The sequence below is a fragment of the Veillonella parvula genome (assembly GCF_002005185.1).
GTDB classification, from domain to species: Bacteria; Bacillota; Negativicutes; order Veillonellales; family Veillonellaceae; genus Veillonella; species Veillonella parvula_M.
This window is the reverse complement of sequence record NZ_CP019721.1, coordinates 1778064-1794695: the sequence shown is the minus strand read 5'-3', so window position 1 is coordinate 1794695 and position 16632 is coordinate 1778064. Positions and strand designations below refer to the sequence as shown.

The following is a 16632-nucleotide window of genomic DNA, read 5'->3' as shown; positions in this document are numbered from 1 at the left end:
TGTAAAAAATAGTAAATATTAATACTAGATAGCATAATAGATTAATAGAGTTTAATAATATTTTTATATTCCAATGGTTATTTCACCATTGTTTATATATATTTGAAAAGAAATAATTACAATTTACATAGATAGATGAGGTGATATTATGATGCAACGGTTTACAGACGATGCACAGCGTGTTCTTTCGTTAGCTCAAGAGGCTGCTTTGGAGTTAGGACATGACTATGTCGGTACTGAACACGTACTCATCGGCCTTACAAAGGTTAAAAATGGTGTAGCAGCTAAAGCTTTAGAAGAGCTTGGCCTTGTTACAGAAGATATTTTTGAAGCTGTAGAAGAACATGTAGGACGTGGTAATAAAAAAGCAACGTCAATATATATGACACCTCGCGTTAAACATGTGCTTGAGCTTGCCATTCAAGTAGCAAATCAAATGAATCACAATTACGTTGGTACTGAGCATATTCTATTGGGCCTACTTAGCGATGGTAGCGGTGTTGCAGTTGCTATTTTACGAGCTATGAATATACGTAGTAATGATGTAGTAGAAGCAATTCGTAGTATTCTTGGCTCGAATAAAGGTAGCAACAATGGTGGTCAAGAGGGAATAAATAGCAATAATGATTTAGGTGAGCTGTCAGATTTTGCAACTGATCTTAATGAGTCTGCTAAACAAGGTAAGATTGATCCTGTTATTGGCCGCGATACGGAGATTCAACGAGTCATTCAAATTCTCAGCCGTAGAACTAAAAATAATCCTGTTCTTATTGGTGAACCAGGTGTAGGTAAAACAGCTATTGCCGAAGGCTTGGCACAGCGTATTGTGACTGGTAATGTACCGGAGATTTTACGTAATAAACGCATTATTTCTCTTAGTATTGGTTCTATGTTAGCGGGTGCCAAGTACCGTGGTGAATTTGAAGAACGGTTGAAAAAAGCCATTGATGAAGTACAACAACATGATGATATGATTATCTTTATAGATGAAATTCATACATTGGTTGGGGCAGGTGCTACTGAAGGCGCTATGGATGCAGCTAATATCTTAAAGCCTGCTTTGGCACGAGGTGAATTCCAAGTTATCGGTGCCACAACACTTGATGAATATAAGAAACATATAGAAAAAGATGCTGCTTTAGAGCGTCGTTTTCAACCTGTTCAAGTAGGAGAGCCTAACGAAGAGGATGCTCTTGAAATTTTAAAGGGATTAAGAGACCGGTATGAAGCTTTCCATAAGGCTAAGATCACAGATGAGGCATTAACAGCAGCTGTGTCTTTATCTAGCCGATATATTACAGATCGATTCTTGCCTGATAAGGCTATCGATGTAGTCGATGAAGCTGCATCTAAGGTTCGTATGAAAGTATTTTCTGCAGCACCTGATGTTAAAGCATTAGAGAATCAACTCAATACAGTTAAGAAAGAAAAAGAAGCTGCTGTTACGTCTCAAGATTTTGAAAAGGCTGCAAAGCTTCGCGATGAAGAACAATTACTATTAAAAGAAATTGGTGATAAAAAATCTATCGCTAAAGAAAAAAGCGATCAAAAATTAATAGTAACAGAAGACGACATAGCTGCTGTAGTAGCGCAATGGACAGGCATTCCAGTGGCTAAAATTACAGAAGAAGAGTCTGCAACCTTACTACATTTGGAAGAAGAACTTCATAAACGCGTAGTAGGTCAAGATGAGGCTGTTACTGCTGTAGCTAAAGCTGTACGCCGTGCAAGGGCTGGATTAAAAGACCCAAAACGGCCTATTGGTTCATTCTTGTTCCTTGGGCCAACTGGTGTAGGGAAAACTGAGCTAGCAAGAGCGCTTGCATCCTCCTTGTTCGGCGATGAATCTGCTATGATTCGACTTGATATGTCTGAATATATGGAAAAACATACTGTGTCTCGCTTAGTCGGTGCCCCTCCAGGTTATGTAGGCTATGAAGAAGGTGGCCAATTAACAGATGCGGTACGTCGTAAACCATATAGCGTTATTCTCCTCGATGAAGTAGAGAAAGCACATGCAGATTTCTTTAATATCTTGTTACAAGTTCTTGATGATGGTCGTCTTACTGATAGCCAAGGTAGAACTGTTGATTTCAGAAATACAGTTATTATCATGACAAGTAACTTAGGTGCTAAAGCTTTACATAAGAACTCGCCAGAACTTGGTTTCTTAGCAGCTAAAAAGTCTGATTCTAATGTAGATGAAAATAAAGAAATTGATTTTAAAGAGGCTAAGAAATCGGTAATGGATGCGGTGAAACGTCATTTTAGACCTGAGTTTTTAAACCGTATCGATGAAATGATTGTATTCCATCCATTAACAGAAGAGGACTTAAAAGAAATTGTAACTATCTTGATGAGTGATGTTACAAAACGCCTTGAAGAGCGTGATTTACAATTAGAAATCGCTCCTGAGGCTATGCAATTACTTGTTAAGGAAGGCTCTGATTTTACAATGGGGGCTCGACCATTAAAACGTGCTATTCAACGTTTAATTGAGGACCCAGTGTCCGATCTTATTTTGAAAGGAGATGCAAAAGAAGGCAAAATTATTAAAGCAGATGCAAAGGATAACGATCTTGTTGTATCAATATGATAAAAATACAAATTATACAGTTGATGACTACCTTTCATATAAAAAATATAAGTTAAATGGTATACTATAGAATGATGATAGTTAACCATGTAGTAAAATTATGCATAAAAGGTCATGAATGGTTATCATTCATGATCTTTCTTTTTAAATGTATTGAGGTGTTATGGCAAAAGCAAAATCTGTATTCTTTTGTCAAAATTGTGGGGCTGAATCCTCTAAGTGGATGGGCCGTTGTCCACAATGTGGAGAATGGAATACATTAGTTGAAGAAATAATTAAAGAAACTAAACATAGTCGAACACCTTCTCGAGGTGTTGGAAATCAAACGGCGAAGCCTACCGCCTTGCCAGATATCGAAATTTCTTCTATTGCACGCGTATCTACAACCTTTGGTGAAATTGATCGTGTATTAGGTGGTGGCATAGTGCCTGGTGCTCTAATGCTTTTAGGTGGTGATCCTGGTATTGGTAAATCTACTCTGTTACTACAAGTATCCCAGAAGATAGCCGATACAGTAGGAGCAGTTCTTTATGCATCTGGTGAAGAGTCTCAGTTACAACTTAAACTTCGAGCAGAACGACTGCATATTAATAGTGAATGGTTACAAGTTATTGCAGATACTGATCTAGATCATATATTGGAGCAAGCTGAAGCAATGACTCCTTCCTTACTAGTCATTGACTCTATACAAACTATGTATACTGGAGATATAGATGCTGCGCCAGGCAGTGTTAGTCAAGTTCGTGAATGCACATCTCGTCTACTTCGCTTCTGTAAAGAACGAAATATACCTACTGTAATCATTGGTCATGTAACAAAGGAAGGCAATATTGCAGGGCCTCGTATGTTAGAGCATATGGTAGATGTAGTGCTTTACTTTGAAGGGGAGCGTTCTTATCAATTCCGTATATTACGGTCCATTAAAAACCGTTTTGGTTCTACATCAGAAACAGGCATTTTTGCCATGGTAGAGAAAGGGTTACAGGAATTGTCCAATCCATCTGCTTCTCTCTTGGCAGAGCGTTCCGATGAAGAAAGTGGCAGTGCTGTTATGATTTACCTCGAAGGGGTTCGGCCCATCTTAGTAGAGGTACAAAGCTTGGTCGTTACTACGGCCTTTGGTATGCCTAGACGTACGGCGATTGGTTATGATCTTAACCGATTAATTGTATTATTAGCAGTCTTAGAAAAACGCTGTAGCTTTACATTAGGTAATAAAGACGTGTATGTAAATGTCATCGGTGGTCTCAAGGTAAATGAACCTGCTTGTGATTTATCTATGGCGGTTGCCATTGTGTCAAATCTGAAAAATCGAATCGTTCCAACAGATATGGTAATTTTAGGTGAAGTAGGCTTAACTGGTAATGTTCGCAGTATTCCTCGCATTGAACAGCGTATAAATGAAGCCAAGAAATTAGGTTTTAAAAAGTTTATTATTCCTGAAGGCAACTATAAACAAATCAAGGATAATGATAGTTCTATCAAAATTAGAGGTGTCAAATCTATACAAGAGGCGATGCAGCTCGTATTTTCATAATTAGGGGGTGATTTCATGATTTATCGGATTTTACGCTATGTAATAGCCATTTTAGTAGGTACAGCAGCCTACGTGGGAATGGATAGCTTAGCACCTATTATTGACCCATATTTGGTTTCTCAATTTGAATCTTTTGGGGACATGTCATTAACAATTGCACGTATTGCAGTATTAATCGTAGGTACTCTATTAGGCCTTGTTATTGGTTATCTGATTTCATCATTTATTCTGAAACAAGGTTTAGTAATTGCTAAAAGATTAGAGCGTATTCTTACTCATATTCCAAATCAAGAATTGATTGCAGGCACCATCGGTTTATTATTCGGCCTTATTATTGCAAATCTAATTGGTGTTGCATTCAATCAAGTACCTATTATAGGACCTTATATTCCTATAATTTTGAGTGCTATTTTTGGATATAGTGGACTTAAAATCATGGCTCGTAAAGGCCCCGAAATGTACAATAATTACGTACAACAATGGGGAGGAGATAGCACTAAAAAAACAAGTCGTTTTAAAATGTTTTCAACTCATAAATTAGATAAATCCTCTAGTACGCCAAAATTACTAGATACTTCAGTTATCATTGACGGTCGTATCAAAGAACTATGTGCTACGGGCTTCATTGAAGGCCCTCTTATGGTGCCACTATTTGTATTAAATGAGTTACAGGTAATTTCTGACTCTGCGGATGCTACGAAACGCAACCGTGGCCGACGTGGCCTTGATATTTTGAAGGATATGCAAGATGCCAATAAGGTAGCTATAGAAGTTGTTGAAGATGATTATGATGATCTTGTAGAGGTTGATTCAAAACTTATGCGACTTGCTTTAGATAAGCAGTGGAAATTGATGACTAATGACTTTAACTTGAATAAGGTGGCTCGTGTACAAGGTATTGAAGTGCTTAACCTTAATGAATTGGCAAATGTATTAAAACCTGCTCTAATCGCTGGAGAATGGATTCGCGTTCAAATCATGAAAGAAGGTAAGGAAGTACACCAAGGTGTGGCTTATCTCGACGATGGCACGATGATTGTCGTAGAGGATGGTAAGCCTTATGTTGGTCAAAATGTAGAGGTTATGGTTACATCCATATTACAAACGAGTGCAGGACGGATGATTTTTGCTCGTGTAGATGGAGGACAAAATGGGCAAGGCAATTAGTTGTATCGTTCTCGCTGCAGGTGCTGGTCGCCGTATGGGATACAAAGAAAATAAGATATTTATTCCTTTAGGGGGACATTCTATTATTCAACGTACCATACAAAATGTAGAAAAGATTGAAGGTTTAAAAGAAATTATTCTTGTTGTAGCTGAAGGCGAACAAGAATATATGTCTAACCATATTCAAGGGTTGGATTTGCATATTCCTGTAAAGATAGTATTTGGTGGAAGAGAACGTCAAGATTCTGTGGCATATGGTCTCAAAGCTGTATCAGAAGATAGTAATATTGTGCTAGTTCATGATGGAGCGCGTCCATTAGCATCAACTAAACTGTTTGATTCTGTTGTTAGGGCCGCAATAGAATATAGAGCTGCTACTGTAGGTGTCCCTGCTACGGATACGATTAAACGGGTTAATACAGAGCATACCGTAATAGAAACCTTGAAACGCAGTGAGTTATACCAAATTCAAACACCACAAGGCTTTCAAAAAGATCTATTTAAAGAGGCCCATCAAAAGGCTCATGACGAAAAATATTTAGGCACTGATGATGTGTCCCTCGTCGAGTATTTAGGTAAGCCTGTACATATAGTAAGTGGAGACTATTGTAATATTAAGGTGACCACACCTAATGATATTGCAGTAGCAAAACGATATTTAGGAATTGAGGATAAGCGTATGCGCGTTGGATTTGGTTATGATATTCATCAATTAAAAGCAGGGCGTCCTTGTATCTTAGGTGGTGTTCATATCGAGTCTGACCTTGGTCCTGATGGTCACTCCGATGCAGATGTTCTCATTCATGCATTGATGGATGCCATGCTAGGTGCCGCTGGTTTACGGGATATTGGATACTATTTTCCACCTGAAGACGACCAGTATAAAGGGATTTCTAGCATGCTTTTACTAGAAAAAGTAAATTTCTTATTGAAAGAACGTGGGTTACAAGCCTATAATATTGATATTATGGTTATTTCTGAGACACCTAAATTAAAACCTCACATCGATATGATGAAGTCTAATTTACAGTCTATTTTAGAGATACCATTAGATCGTATTAGTATTAAAGCGACAACAAATGAAATGCTAGGGGCTATTGGTCGCCGCGAAGGCATTGCTGCACAAGCTGTCGTTTCTGTATATGAAGGAGAGATTTAATCATGAGTTCCATGAAAGTTCGTTTTGCTCCAAGCCCTACGGGTCCATTCCATATTGGTGGTGCTCGTTCTGCTTTATTTAACTGGTTATTAGCACGTAAGGAAAAAGGCACATTTGTATTGCGCATTGAAGATACAGATTTAGCTCGTTCTACACGTGAAAGTGAAGAGAATATTAAAGCTTCCTTACAATGGCTTGGCATGAACTGGGATGAAGGCATTGATGTAGGTGGTAATAATGGTCCTTACCGTCAAACAGAACGTCTTGATTTATATAAAGAAGTAACACAACGCTTATTGGATGAAGGTAAAGCTTATGAGTGTTACTGCACACCTGAAGAGTTAGATGCGGTGCGTCAAGATCAAATGGATCGTGGGGAAACACCAAAATACAACGGTCATTGTGAACACTTAGATGAAGAGACAAAGGCTAAATACATTGCTGAAGGTCGTAAACCTACAATTCGTTTGCGTGTACCGTTGAATAAAACATACGCTTTTGATGATATGGTACGTGGGCATGTATCCTTTGAGTCCAATGGTGTAGGTGACTTCGTTATCGTTAAATCCGATGGTATTCCTGTATATAACTTTGCTGTAGTAATGGACGATCATATGATGGGGATTACTCACGTTATTCGTGCAGAGGAACATCTATCCAATACACCTCGCCAAATGGCTATCTATGAAGCTCTTGGTTGGGAGGTCCCTAAGTTTGGTCATATTTCTTTGATTCTTGGTAAAGATTACAAAAAAATGTCCAAACGTCATGGTGCTACCTCTGTTGAACAATACAAACAATTAGGGTACTTGCCAGAAGCACTTGTAAACTTCTTGGCACTTCTTGGTTGGGCTCCTGAAGGTGAAGAAGAATTCTTCACACAAGATGAATTAATTCAGGCTTTCTCTATGGATCGGGTAGCGAAAAATCCTGCTGTGTTTGATATTGATAAATTGAACCATATAAATTTCCACTATATGAAGAATTTGAGTGATGAAGAGTTATTCCATCTTTGTTTACCGCATTTGAAAGAGGTTGGTTTAGCTCCAGATAGCTTGAATCAAGCTGATATTGATTGGTTGACATTATTATGCTCTACATTCCGTGATCATATTAGCTATGGTGCTCAAATTAAAGATCATGTAGGCTTGTTTATGGGCGAAACAGTATTCCTTGAAGAGGGGCATGAAGAGGAGTTGCGTGCTGTATTGAATGAAGAAACAGCTCCAACAGTTCTCGGCGCTTTCCGGAATGCATTGGCTGAACTTGATGAAATTACACCTGAAGTTGTAAAAGCAACAATCAAGGCCGTAATGAAAGAAACCTCTTTAAAAGGTAAATTCGTATTTATGCCAATCCGTGTAGCTTTAACAGGTCAAATGCATGGCCCGGATTTGAATAATATTGTTACATTACTTGGTAAAGAAAAGTGCTTACATCGTTTAGATAATGTAGGTGCATTAACAAAATAAATTTGATCAATTAATCAAAGGAGTTCACGTAACAGGTGTTATGTGAACTCCTTTTGTATATGTTGTTAATATTCTATAGAAATGCTATAATAATCGGCGTATTAAATTTTGATTTATTATGAAAGCGAGTGTTTTTATGAGTGTTATTCGTTCTATTAATCACTTATTCAATAGTTATCTATCCTGGATAGTACTATTGATGGCTGTTTTAGCATATATGCTACCTGCAGTATTTTCTTGGATGACTCCTTATATTGCTTACATGCTACAGTTTGTTATGTTTGCGATGGGGTTAACATTAACGGCTCAAGTCTTTATTGATGTATTTAAGCAACCAATGAAGGTTATTCTCGTATCCGTAATCCAATTCTTATGGATGCCATTGGCAGGTTTCTTAGTAGCCTTAGCATTTAATTTTCCTCCAGAAGTTGGGATTGGTTTTATCTTGTTGGGTGCATGTCCTGGTGGTACTGCTTCTAATGTAATGACCTTCCTTGCAAATGGTAATGTTCCCTTATCCGTATCAGCAACAACTGTATCCACATTATTGGCACCTATTTTAACGCCTTTATTTGTCGTATTATATGCAGGTGCAACATCTTCTATTGAAATTCAATTTATGCCAATGTTTATATCTATTGTAAAAATCGTGTTAGTACCAATTATTTTGGGGATTGTATTGAATTACTTTATTGGCGCAAAAATTGAACCTGTAAAATCTGTATGTCCAACCATTGCAGCTATCGCGGTATTGCTTATCTTGGCAGCTGTAACTGCAGTTAACCAAAAGCAAATTGCCGAAACCGGTTTCATTATTTTTGTAGCGTGTTTAGTACAAAATTTGAGTGGTTATGTTGTGACATACTTTGTATGTAAAGCTCTCAGTATTGATGTGTCTTCTCGTCGTGCTATGCAAATCGAAGTGGCTATGCAAAATTCTGCATTATCCGTATCTTTAGCACTAAAACACTTTACACCACAAGCTGCGGTAGCAGGTGCAGTATTCTCCATCATTCATAACTTTACAGGATCTATTTTTGCAGGTATTTGCCGTAAACATGATGATCAAGATAAATTAGAAAATGCTTAATATTAATTGATTTGATGTAATGACATTATTATTACTTGTGTACTATAAAAGCTATTGTTATGAATGATAATAGTAATTTAATATTCTGATTATATATCCTCATCTTTCTAATTAAGCTATTTAAAATACCTATTATGATATGTGAATAGCTGCCTATGAAAGATGGGGATCTTTCTTGTAAATATTGACATTCTATAGCTTTATTGGTAAAATATTTTTATATATGAATATAGATTATTTTAATAGCTGAGACTGAAAGAAGTACTCTACAACTAACTTTTTAGCGAGAACCGATGGTGGGAGGGTTCATGGATAGGTAGATGAAATGCATTCACGAGCTGACACTCCGATTATAGGTAGGTTTGTCCGGCGACGCACCGTTATGCGATGAGTGGGTATCGCTATTGGTACCTAACAGAGTGGAACCGCGGACCATCGTCTCTGTATGAGATGAGAGGTCTTTTTTATTTTACAAAATTGGAGGCATCGGTAACGATGAGAGAAATTACTGTTTATAATACTATGACGCGCCAAAAAGAGGTTTTTAATCCTGTAACACCAGGTGAGGCAAAAATGTACGTATGTGGTGTCACACCATACAATCATCCTCATATTGGCAATGCTCGTCCTTTCGTGACTTGGGACGTAATTCGTCGCTATATGAAACATGTAGGCTATAAAGTAACATATGTACAAAACTTTACTGATGTGGATGATAAAATCATCAACACTTCTAATGGTGAAGGTGTCTCTTGGGATACCATTGCAAACCGCTATATCGATAGTTATTTTGAAGTAATGGATGCGTTAGGTGTACAACGTGCAGACATTTATCCACGTGTATCTACACATATTGATGATATCATTGCTATGATTCAAACATTGATTGACAAGGGCTACGCCTATGAACTCGATGGCGATGTATATTATAGTGTGGAGAAATTTGAACATTACGGTGAGTTATCTGGTCGTACATTAGACGATATGGAAGCAGGCGCACGTATTGAAGTAGATGGTCGTAAGAAGAATCCTATGGACTTTGCTTTGTGGAAAGCAGCAAAACCTGGTGAACCTTATTGGGAAAGCCCATGGGGGAATGGTCGTCCAGGGTGGCACATTGAATGTTCTGCTATGAGCCAAAAATATTTAGGCACAGAATTTGACTTCCACGGTGGTGGTAGCGATTTGATTTTCCCTCATCATGAAAATGAAATTGCTCAATCAGAAGGTTGCTCTGGTCAACATCCAGCAGTGCGCTACTGGTTGCACAATGGTTTTATCACTATTAATTCTGAAAAAATGTCTAAGTCCTTGAATAATTTCTTCTTGGTAAAAGATATTTTAGAACAATATAGTCCTGATGCATTGCGTTACTTCTTATTGAGCACGCATTACCGTAGCCCATTAGATTTCTCTGATGAGCGTCTAGAAGAAGCTAATAAATCTTTGGAACGGTTAAGCACAGCTATTGAAAACCTTCTTTACCTTGAAAAATGTGAGCCAGGCTCATGTGATGAAGCTCAACGCTTATTAGAAAAAGCGAAAGCATACGAAGAAGAATTTGAGGATGCTATGAGTGATGATTTCAACACTGCTTTAGCAACTTCTAGTATGTTCGGTCTTGCAAAAGAAATTAATATCTACTATCAAGCTGTAACAAGTAGAGAAGGCGTTGTTTGCCAAGAGGCAATTGCTGAAGTGAAACGAATCTTCAAATTTATGACAGATGTTATTGGTGTTCTTGAAAAAGCTTGGGAAGGCAATACGGGTGCTAATGCTGCTGAATATGAAGAATTAATGCAAGTTATTCTTTCTGTACGTCAAGCTTGTCGCGAGCAAAAACAATGGGCATTAGCTGATTGTATCCGCGATCGATTAGCTGAGATTGGTATTACCATTGAGGACTCTCCTCAAGGTGCACGGTGGAAAAAACGTGAAGTTTAAACAATTTCAATTCTTAAAGAATGAAGCGATAAAGAAACTAACGGCTCTTGAAGAAGAGCCGCTTCGTTTGCGCAAACGAACAATAGAGGAGTGCCTAAGTGCCGATGCAGTTATGCTAGCTTATATCGGTGATGCAGTATACTCCATGTATGTGCGCGAACGCGTAGTACAAATGAATATTACAAAAGTACAGATCTTACATACTATCGTTACTGAATTTATTTGTGCTAAATCACAGGCAAAAGTATTGCTAGAAATAGAAAATACTTTCACAGAAGATGAACAAGCTATTGCACGCCGTGCTAGAAATAGTAATGTAAACGTGCCTAAAAATAGTACTGTTCAAGAATATCGCAGTAGTACGGCCTTTGAAGCAGTACTAGGATTTCTTTATGAAACGCGCCAAGATGAGCGCTTACAGCATATCTTGGGGCAAGCCTTTTCTATAACTCTACGAGGTATGTAGTATGGATAATTATATTGTAGGTCGCAATGCGGTTAAAGAAGCCCTTAAAAGTGGCCGTTCTATTCAACGTATTCTGGTCAGTGAAGATAAGGTAAAAACAGGGTTAGCTGATATTGTAAATCTTGCTAAATCTCAAGGTATTGAAGTTAGACCAACACCAGTTAAACAGATGAATAAGTACGATTTAGAGGTACCACATCAAGGGGTTATAGCTCTTGTATCGGCCGTTCAATTTAAAGAATTGGGCGAGGTATTACAAGAAACGACACATGAGGTTCCTTTACTCATCTTAACGGATGGGGTTGAAGACCCACATAATATGGGAGCTATCATTCGTACTGCTGAATGTGCGGGAGCTACGGCTGTACTCATTCCTAAACGACATAATGCGCCTATTAATGCTACTGTTGCAAAGACATCTGCTGGAGCTATTGAACAAATTCCACTTGTACAAATTGGCAATGTAGTGCAAACCATTAAACAACTTCAAAAACAAGGATTTTGGGTAATGGGGGCTCATATGGAAGGTGATCGTACCTTGTATGAAGCAGATATGACAATTCCTACGGTTATAGTCATTGGTAATGAAGGTAAGGGGATTAGTCGCGTTGTAAAAGAAGCTTGTGATTTCCTTGTAACAATTCCTATGTATGGAAATTTGAATTCTTTGAATGCATCTGTTGCAGCTGCAGTTCTTATGTATGAGGCGGTACGTCAACGCCAGGCGAAATAATCATGCTAAAAGATATTTTAATTGTAGACGGCTATAATGTTATTTTTGCTTGGACTCATTTGAAAAAATTGGCTCATGAGTCTTTAGAACATGCGAGAATGGAGCTTCGAGATAGATTGTTGAACTATGGTAAATTTAAGGGTTACGAAGTAATCCTTGTATTTGATGGTAAGTATACAAAATCTGGAGGTTCCATTGAATCTATTACAAGTGGATTTATCGAAGTGTATACTGAGGATGGAGAAACGGCGGATTCCTTTATTGAACGAGAGGTATTTTTACGTAAAGGCAAATATACTAATGTATATGTTGTAACCTCCGATGGGGCAGAACAGAATCAAATTCTAGGCTCTGGCGGGTTGCGCATTCCTGCTCGTGAGTTGCAAAATATGATTCGTATTGCTAAGGAAGAAGAACGACTTCAATATGCTCATGAACATAGACGTGATCAATTTTCAGTGCGTCGTAATGAAGTGGGAGGTTTATTATCTCCTGAAGTTGCTGAAAAGCTTGAGAAATTGCGTCGAGGTCATTGATAGTTGAAAATCATATACCGTTCCAGTATAATAAATATATTGGTTTTTCTCGCTCAATTGTAAGGAGGAGCTTATGAAAATGATTCATACACGCAAGTCCGATTACAATTTCAAGGAAATGACCGATGAGCAAGTTGTGGTCATAGCTCAGGAAGAGCAAAATGAGTTTGCAATCGATTATATTGTTAATAAATATAAGAACTTTGTAAGAGCTAAGGCTCGCTCCTATTTTTTGGTAGGTGCCGACCGAGAGGATATCATCCAAGAAGGGATGATTGGACTCTATAAGGCGACGCGAGATTTTAAACATGATAAATTAGCGTCTTTTAGAGCTTTTGCAGAACTTTGTATAACTAGACAAATTATTACAGCTATTAAATCGGCTACAAGACAAAAACATGCGCCTTTGAACTCCTATATATCCTTAAATAAACCGGTGTATACAGAGGACTCTGAGCGTACATTGATTGAAATGCTATCTTCAACAAAGATTACAAATCCTGAAGACCTCATTATCAGTCAAGAGGAACTAGATGATATTGAGCACAATATTGGTCATATTTTAAGTGATCTCGAATGGGAAGTCTTGGAAGGATACCTTGATGGACGTTCCTATCAAGAAATGGCTGAGGTCACAGATCGTAGTGTTAAATCTATTGATAATGCGCTACAAAGGGTAAAACGTAAATTAGAGAAGTATTTAGAACATCGTGTATTGGGCTCGCATCGAGCATCACAGGAAGGATGACAGTCGTGACAAATTTCTTAATGATTGTAGAAGTAATCGTATCTATTTTATTAATTGTAGTAGTTGTTGCACAAAATAGCAAAAATGCAGGCATGGGCGGTGCTGTTTCTGGTGCGGCAGACTCTTCTTTTGGTGGTAAGCAACGCGGTTTAGATGCTTTCTTATCTAAATGTACGATTATATTGGGGATTATCTTTGCTGTGTTGAGCTTAGTGTTAGGGGCAATGATTAATCAATTCTAATGATGAAAGCCTGCTTTGCAGGCTTTTTCTTTTTTCATCCTAATAAGGGGGTGCAGACTTGAAGAAGAAGGTATTGGACTTTTATAAATCTATACAACCACATGCATACCATATTGAGGATGCAGCAATGGATAATCGTATTCGAGGTGGCAAAGATCTTGAAATGTTTATTCGATCTGCGAAAATGCTCGCCCGTGAAGGCGTATTAACTTCATCTCGACCAGATGTATACCGATATGAAGATCAACAGCATGAAGAATATGAAGGTATCTACAAAGGATATCGTAAATCTTATGGATTTGTTATTATGCTGGATGATGAAGATATTTATGTAGCAGAACAAAATAAAGGAACTGCTATGCATAATGATAAGGTACGTGTTCGTATTGTACCATCAGATTATACAAAACATAAACGTGAAGGCATCATCGTTGATGTTATTGAGCGTGCTAATGAAACCATAGTTGGTACTTACGACAGACAACAACACTTCGGCTTTGTTGTACCAGATGATGAACGTATTGGAACAGATATTTTTGTAGATTTAAAAGATACTTTAGATGCTCGGAGTGGAGCTAAGGTACTAGTAAAAATTACAAAATGGCCTGAAGGCAATAAAAAACCTGAAGGAATTATAACAGAAATTTTAGGTTATAAGGGGGATGTAGGCCTAGACATCAACTGTATTATGGCTAATCATAAGATTCCTTTTGCATTCCCTAAAGAGGTAATTGAGGCAAGTGAGAAGATAGATACTATTGTTCATGAAGATCCGAAGCGGTGGGATCTTAGAGCCTTACAAATGGTAACTATCGATGGAGAAGATGCAAAAGATCTTGACGATGCTGTAAGTGGTCGTAAATTACCAAATGGTAATTATGAGCTAGGCGTACACATTGCGGATGTTAGTCATTATGTTACTTCAGGCCAGCCTATTGACAATGAAGCATACAAGCGGGGGACTTCAGTTTACTTAGTGGACCGCGTAGTACCAATGTTACCAGAGGTATTATCGAATGGTATTTGTAGTTTAAATGCCCACGAAGATCGCTATGCTATGACGTGTATGATGGAAATTGATGATTCAGGTACAGTTGTTAATTATCGTATTCGTCCGTCTATTATCCATGTAGGACGTCGTTGCAGCTATAAAGAAGTTTATAAAGCGTTAGAGGAAAACATTGTTCCTGACGATTTAGTAGATTTTATTCCTATGCTTCGTGACTTAGCAGAAATTTCTAAGATTTTAAATCGTATGCGTCGTCGTAGAGGGGCATTAGACTTTGATTTTCCGGAATATAAGGTATTACTTGATCTCGATGGTACACCGTTGCGTATCGTAAAACGCGATCGAACTATGGCAGAGCGGCTTATCGAAGAATGTATGCTCATTGCTAATGAGACGGTAGCTACGCATTTAAAGGATACTCAACGTACATCGGTATATCGTATTCATGAACATCCTAGTGAAGAAAAATTGGATTTATTCCAAAAGGTATTACATTATTTAGGTCAAACTCTTGTCCTTAGTGCTGATGGTGTAACACCACGAGATTTCCAAAAAATCCTTGATGTAGTGAAGGGACAAGATATTGAGCAAGTGGCTCAAATTATGACCTTACGTTCTATGCAGCAAGCGAAATATAGCATTGAAAACGTCGGCCATTTTGGGTTAGCATCCACTTGCTATACGCATTTTACATCTCCCATTAGACGTTATCCGGATTTGATGGTACATCGACTTTTAAAAGCGGATATGCACTGGAAGGGTGGATACTCTAAACGAGATGTAGATGAAGCTTTCTTAGCTGGTGCTGTGGAACATTCTTCCATACAAGAACAAGTGGCAACCGAGGCAGAACGAGAAACTACTGATCTAAAGAAGACTCAATACATGGTTCCATTTGTAGGCGAAGTTTTTGAAGGCACTATTGCGAGCATAACCTCCTTTGGCATGTTCGTAGAGTTAGAGAATGGTATCGACGGTCTCGTGCATATTAGCATGATGAACGACGATTATTATTTCTTTGACGAAGAACATTTTGTTCTTGTTGGTAAGCGGACAGGTAAAACCTATCACTTAGGTGAAAAGGTTACTGTTACACTTGTAAAAGCCGATGTAGAAAAGAAACAAATCGATTTTGTTCTTGGTGAAGTAGATAATCTGATGGCTATCCAAGAACAATTGAGTAGTGGCTCTGACTATGCTACTAGTCGTGATGGTTTTGGAAATCTAAAGGGGCGAAAGTCATCCCGAAAAAACGGTAGAAAAACTTCTAAACGAGATGATTCAAAAGCTGGGCGTTCTAGATATGATGCTTTCAGTAAAAAATCTAAAAAAGGTAAATCGAGTCGCAAGAAGTCAAATAAAGCTACAAAACGTAGTCAATCTAAAAAATCTAAAAGTAAACGTAAACGATAGAGGAGAATATGGCAAAGAAATCTAGCCCATCGCTTATTGCTGACAATCGTAAGGCGCGTCATGATTTTCATATTCATGAAACCTATGAAGCTGGTATTGCTTTAACAGGAACTGAAATAAAGTCTATTCGTCAAGGTAAGCTTAATCTTAAGGACAGCTTTTGTCGTATAGATAAAGGGGAAATTTTATTGTATGGTGTACATATCAGTCCGTATGAACAAGGTAATCGTTTTAACCATGAACCGGAGCGGACACGCAAGTTATTGATGCATAAATCTGAAATCAATAAGTTACATGCTCAAGTTAAGGAAAAAGGATTTTCTTTAGTGCCGCTAAACTTTCATTTTAGTCACGGTTATGTAAAGGTTACTGTGGGTCTAGTAACTGGTAAGAAACTTTATGACAAGCGTCAAGATATGGCGGAACGTGATGCCAAGCGCGATATTGCTAAGCGAATTAAAGAGCAACAAAAATATTAAGAATTATAAGGAATCAAGTCGATATGGCTTGGTTCTTTTTG

At 37.9% G+C, this 16632-nt stretch carries 14 protein-coding genes and 1 other annotated feature; all 14 genes read left to right on the top strand.

The window, feature by feature from the left end:
- Positions 1-148: 148 nt before the first annotated feature.
- The gene (locus tag B1A77_RS08275; RefSeq protein ID WP_077708471.1) at positions 149-2596 is read left to right on the top strand and encodes an ATP-dependent Clp protease ATP-binding subunit; all 2448 of its coding nucleotides are present in this window, start codon (positions 149-151) and stop codon (positions 2594-2596) included.
- A gap of 163 nt (positions 2597-2759) precedes the next feature.
- Positions 2760-4133, top strand: coding sequence for a DNA repair protein RadA (gene radA / locus B1A77_RS08270; RefSeq protein ID WP_077708470.1), 1374 nt, complete (start codon positions 2760-2762; stop codon positions 4131-4133).
- Between the two features lie 15 nt (positions 4134-4148).
- Positions 4149-5300: a PIN/TRAM domain-containing protein gene (locus B1A77_RS08265; RefSeq protein ID WP_004696009.1), complete on the top strand. Its 1152-nt coding sequence runs from the start codon at positions 4149-4151 to the stop codon at positions 5298-5300.
- Positions 5284-6459, top strand: coding sequence for a bifunctional 2-C-methyl-D-erythritol 4-phosphate cytidylyltransferase/2-C-methyl-D-erythritol 2,4-cyclodiphosphate synthase (locus tag B1A77_RS08260; RefSeq protein WP_077708469.1), 1176 nt, complete (start codon positions 5284-5286; stop codon positions 6457-6459). Before B1A77_RS08265 ends, B1A77_RS08260 begins: the two co-directional genes overlap by 17 nt.
- A gap of 2 nt (positions 6460-6461) precedes the next feature.
- On the top strand, positions 6462-7931 hold the full coding sequence (gene gltX, locus B1A77_RS08255; RefSeq protein ID WP_008714033.1) for a glutamate--tRNA ligase: 1470 nt from the start codon (positions 6462-6464) through the stop codon (positions 7929-7931).
- Positions 7932-8067: 136 nt separating this feature from the next.
- The gene (locus tag B1A77_RS08250) at positions 8068-9021 is read left to right on the top strand and encodes a bile acid:sodium symporter family protein (RefSeq protein WP_229055774.1); all 954 of its coding nucleotides are present in this window, start codon (positions 8068-8070) and stop codon (positions 9019-9021) included.
- Positions 9022-9260: 239 nt separating this feature from the next.
- Positions 9261-9467 (top strand) — a binding site (T-box leader).
- A gap of 49 nt (positions 9468-9516) precedes the next feature.
- Positions 9517-10965, top strand: coding sequence for a cysteine--tRNA ligase (gene cysS, locus B1A77_RS08245; RefSeq protein WP_004696001.1), 1449 nt, complete (start codon positions 9517-9519; stop codon positions 10963-10965).
- Positions 10955-11431, top strand: a complete 477-nt coding sequence (locus B1A77_RS08240; RefSeq protein WP_008714027.1) for a Mini-ribonuclease 3 — start codon at positions 10955-10957, stop codon at positions 11429-11431. The genes cysS and B1A77_RS08240 overlap by 11 nt, the downstream gene beginning before the upstream one ends.
- 1 nt (position 11432) lies before the next feature.
- Positions 11433-12164: a 23S rRNA (guanosine(2251)-2'-O)-methyltransferase RlmB gene (gene rlmB / locus B1A77_RS08235; protein ID WP_004695997.1), complete on the top strand. Its 732-nt coding sequence runs from the start codon at positions 11433-11435 to the stop codon at positions 12162-12164.
- A 2-nt stretch (positions 12165-12166) separates the two neighbouring features.
- Complete coding sequence (locus tag B1A77_RS08230) at positions 12167-12700, top strand: NYN domain-containing protein (protein ID WP_004695995.1); 534 nt, start codon at positions 12167-12169, stop codon at positions 12698-12700.
- Positions 12701-12773: 73 nt separating this feature from the next.
- On the top strand, positions 12774-13448 hold the full coding sequence (gene sigH, locus B1A77_RS08225; protein WP_004695993.1) for an RNA polymerase sporulation sigma factor SigH: 675 nt from the start codon (positions 12774-12776) through the stop codon (positions 13446-13448).
- Between the two features lie 5 nt (positions 13449-13453).
- On the top strand, positions 13454-13690 hold the full coding sequence (secG, locus tag B1A77_RS08220; RefSeq protein WP_004695991.1) for a preprotein translocase subunit SecG: 237 nt from the start codon (positions 13454-13456) through the stop codon (positions 13688-13690).
- Between the two features lie 58 nt (positions 13691-13748).
- Positions 13749-16112 (top strand): ribonuclease R, encoded by a 2364-nt coding sequence (rnr, locus tag B1A77_RS08215; protein ID WP_008714023.1) that lies wholly within the window; start codon positions 13749-13751, stop codon positions 16110-16112.
- An 8-nt stretch (positions 16113-16120) separates the two neighbouring features.
- Positions 16121-16591: an SsrA-binding protein SmpB gene (smpB, locus tag B1A77_RS08210; RefSeq protein ID WP_004695987.1), complete on the top strand. Its 471-nt coding sequence runs from the start codon at positions 16121-16123 to the stop codon at positions 16589-16591.
- Positions 16592-16632: the final 41 nt, after the last annotated feature.

Coding starts and splice junctions, on each gene's coding strand:
- B1A77_RS08265 (WP_004696009.1), top strand. CDS start 4,149: ATGATTTATCGGATTTTACGCTATGTAATAGCCATTTTAGTAGGTACA.
- B1A77_RS08230 (WP_004695995.1), top strand. CDS start 12,167: ATGCTAAAAGATATTTTAATTGTAGACGGCTATAATGTTATTTTTGCT.
- B1A77_RS08275 (WP_077708471.1), top strand. CDS start 149: ATGATGCAACGGTTTACAGACGATGCACAGCGTGTTCTTTCGTTAGCT.
- cysS (WP_004696001.1), top strand. CDS start 9,517: ATGAGAGAAATTACTGTTTATAATACTATGACGCGCCAAAAAGAGGTT.
- gltX (WP_008714033.1), top strand. CDS start 6,462: ATGAGTTCCATGAAAGTTCGTTTTGCTCCAAGCCCTACGGGTCCATTC.
- sigH (WP_004695993.1), top strand. CDS start 12,774: ATGAAAATGATTCATACACGCAAGTCCGATTACAATTTCAAGGAAATG.
- rlmB (WP_004695997.1), top strand. CDS start 11,433: ATGGATAATTATATTGTAGGTCGCAATGCGGTTAAAGAAGCCCTTAAA.
- B1A77_RS08260 (WP_077708469.1), top strand. CDS start 5,284: ATGGGCAAGGCAATTAGTTGTATCGTTCTCGCTGCAGGTGCTGGTCGC.
- radA (WP_077708470.1), top strand. CDS start 2,760: ATGGCAAAAGCAAAATCTGTATTCTTTTGTCAAAATTGTGGGGCTGAA.
- B1A77_RS08250 (WP_229055774.1), top strand. CDS start 8,068: ATGAGTGTTATTCGTTCTATTAATCACTTATTCAATAGTTATCTATCC.
- smpB (WP_004695987.1), top strand. CDS start 16,121: ATGGCAAAGAAATCTAGCCCATCGCTTATTGCTGACAATCGTAAGGCG.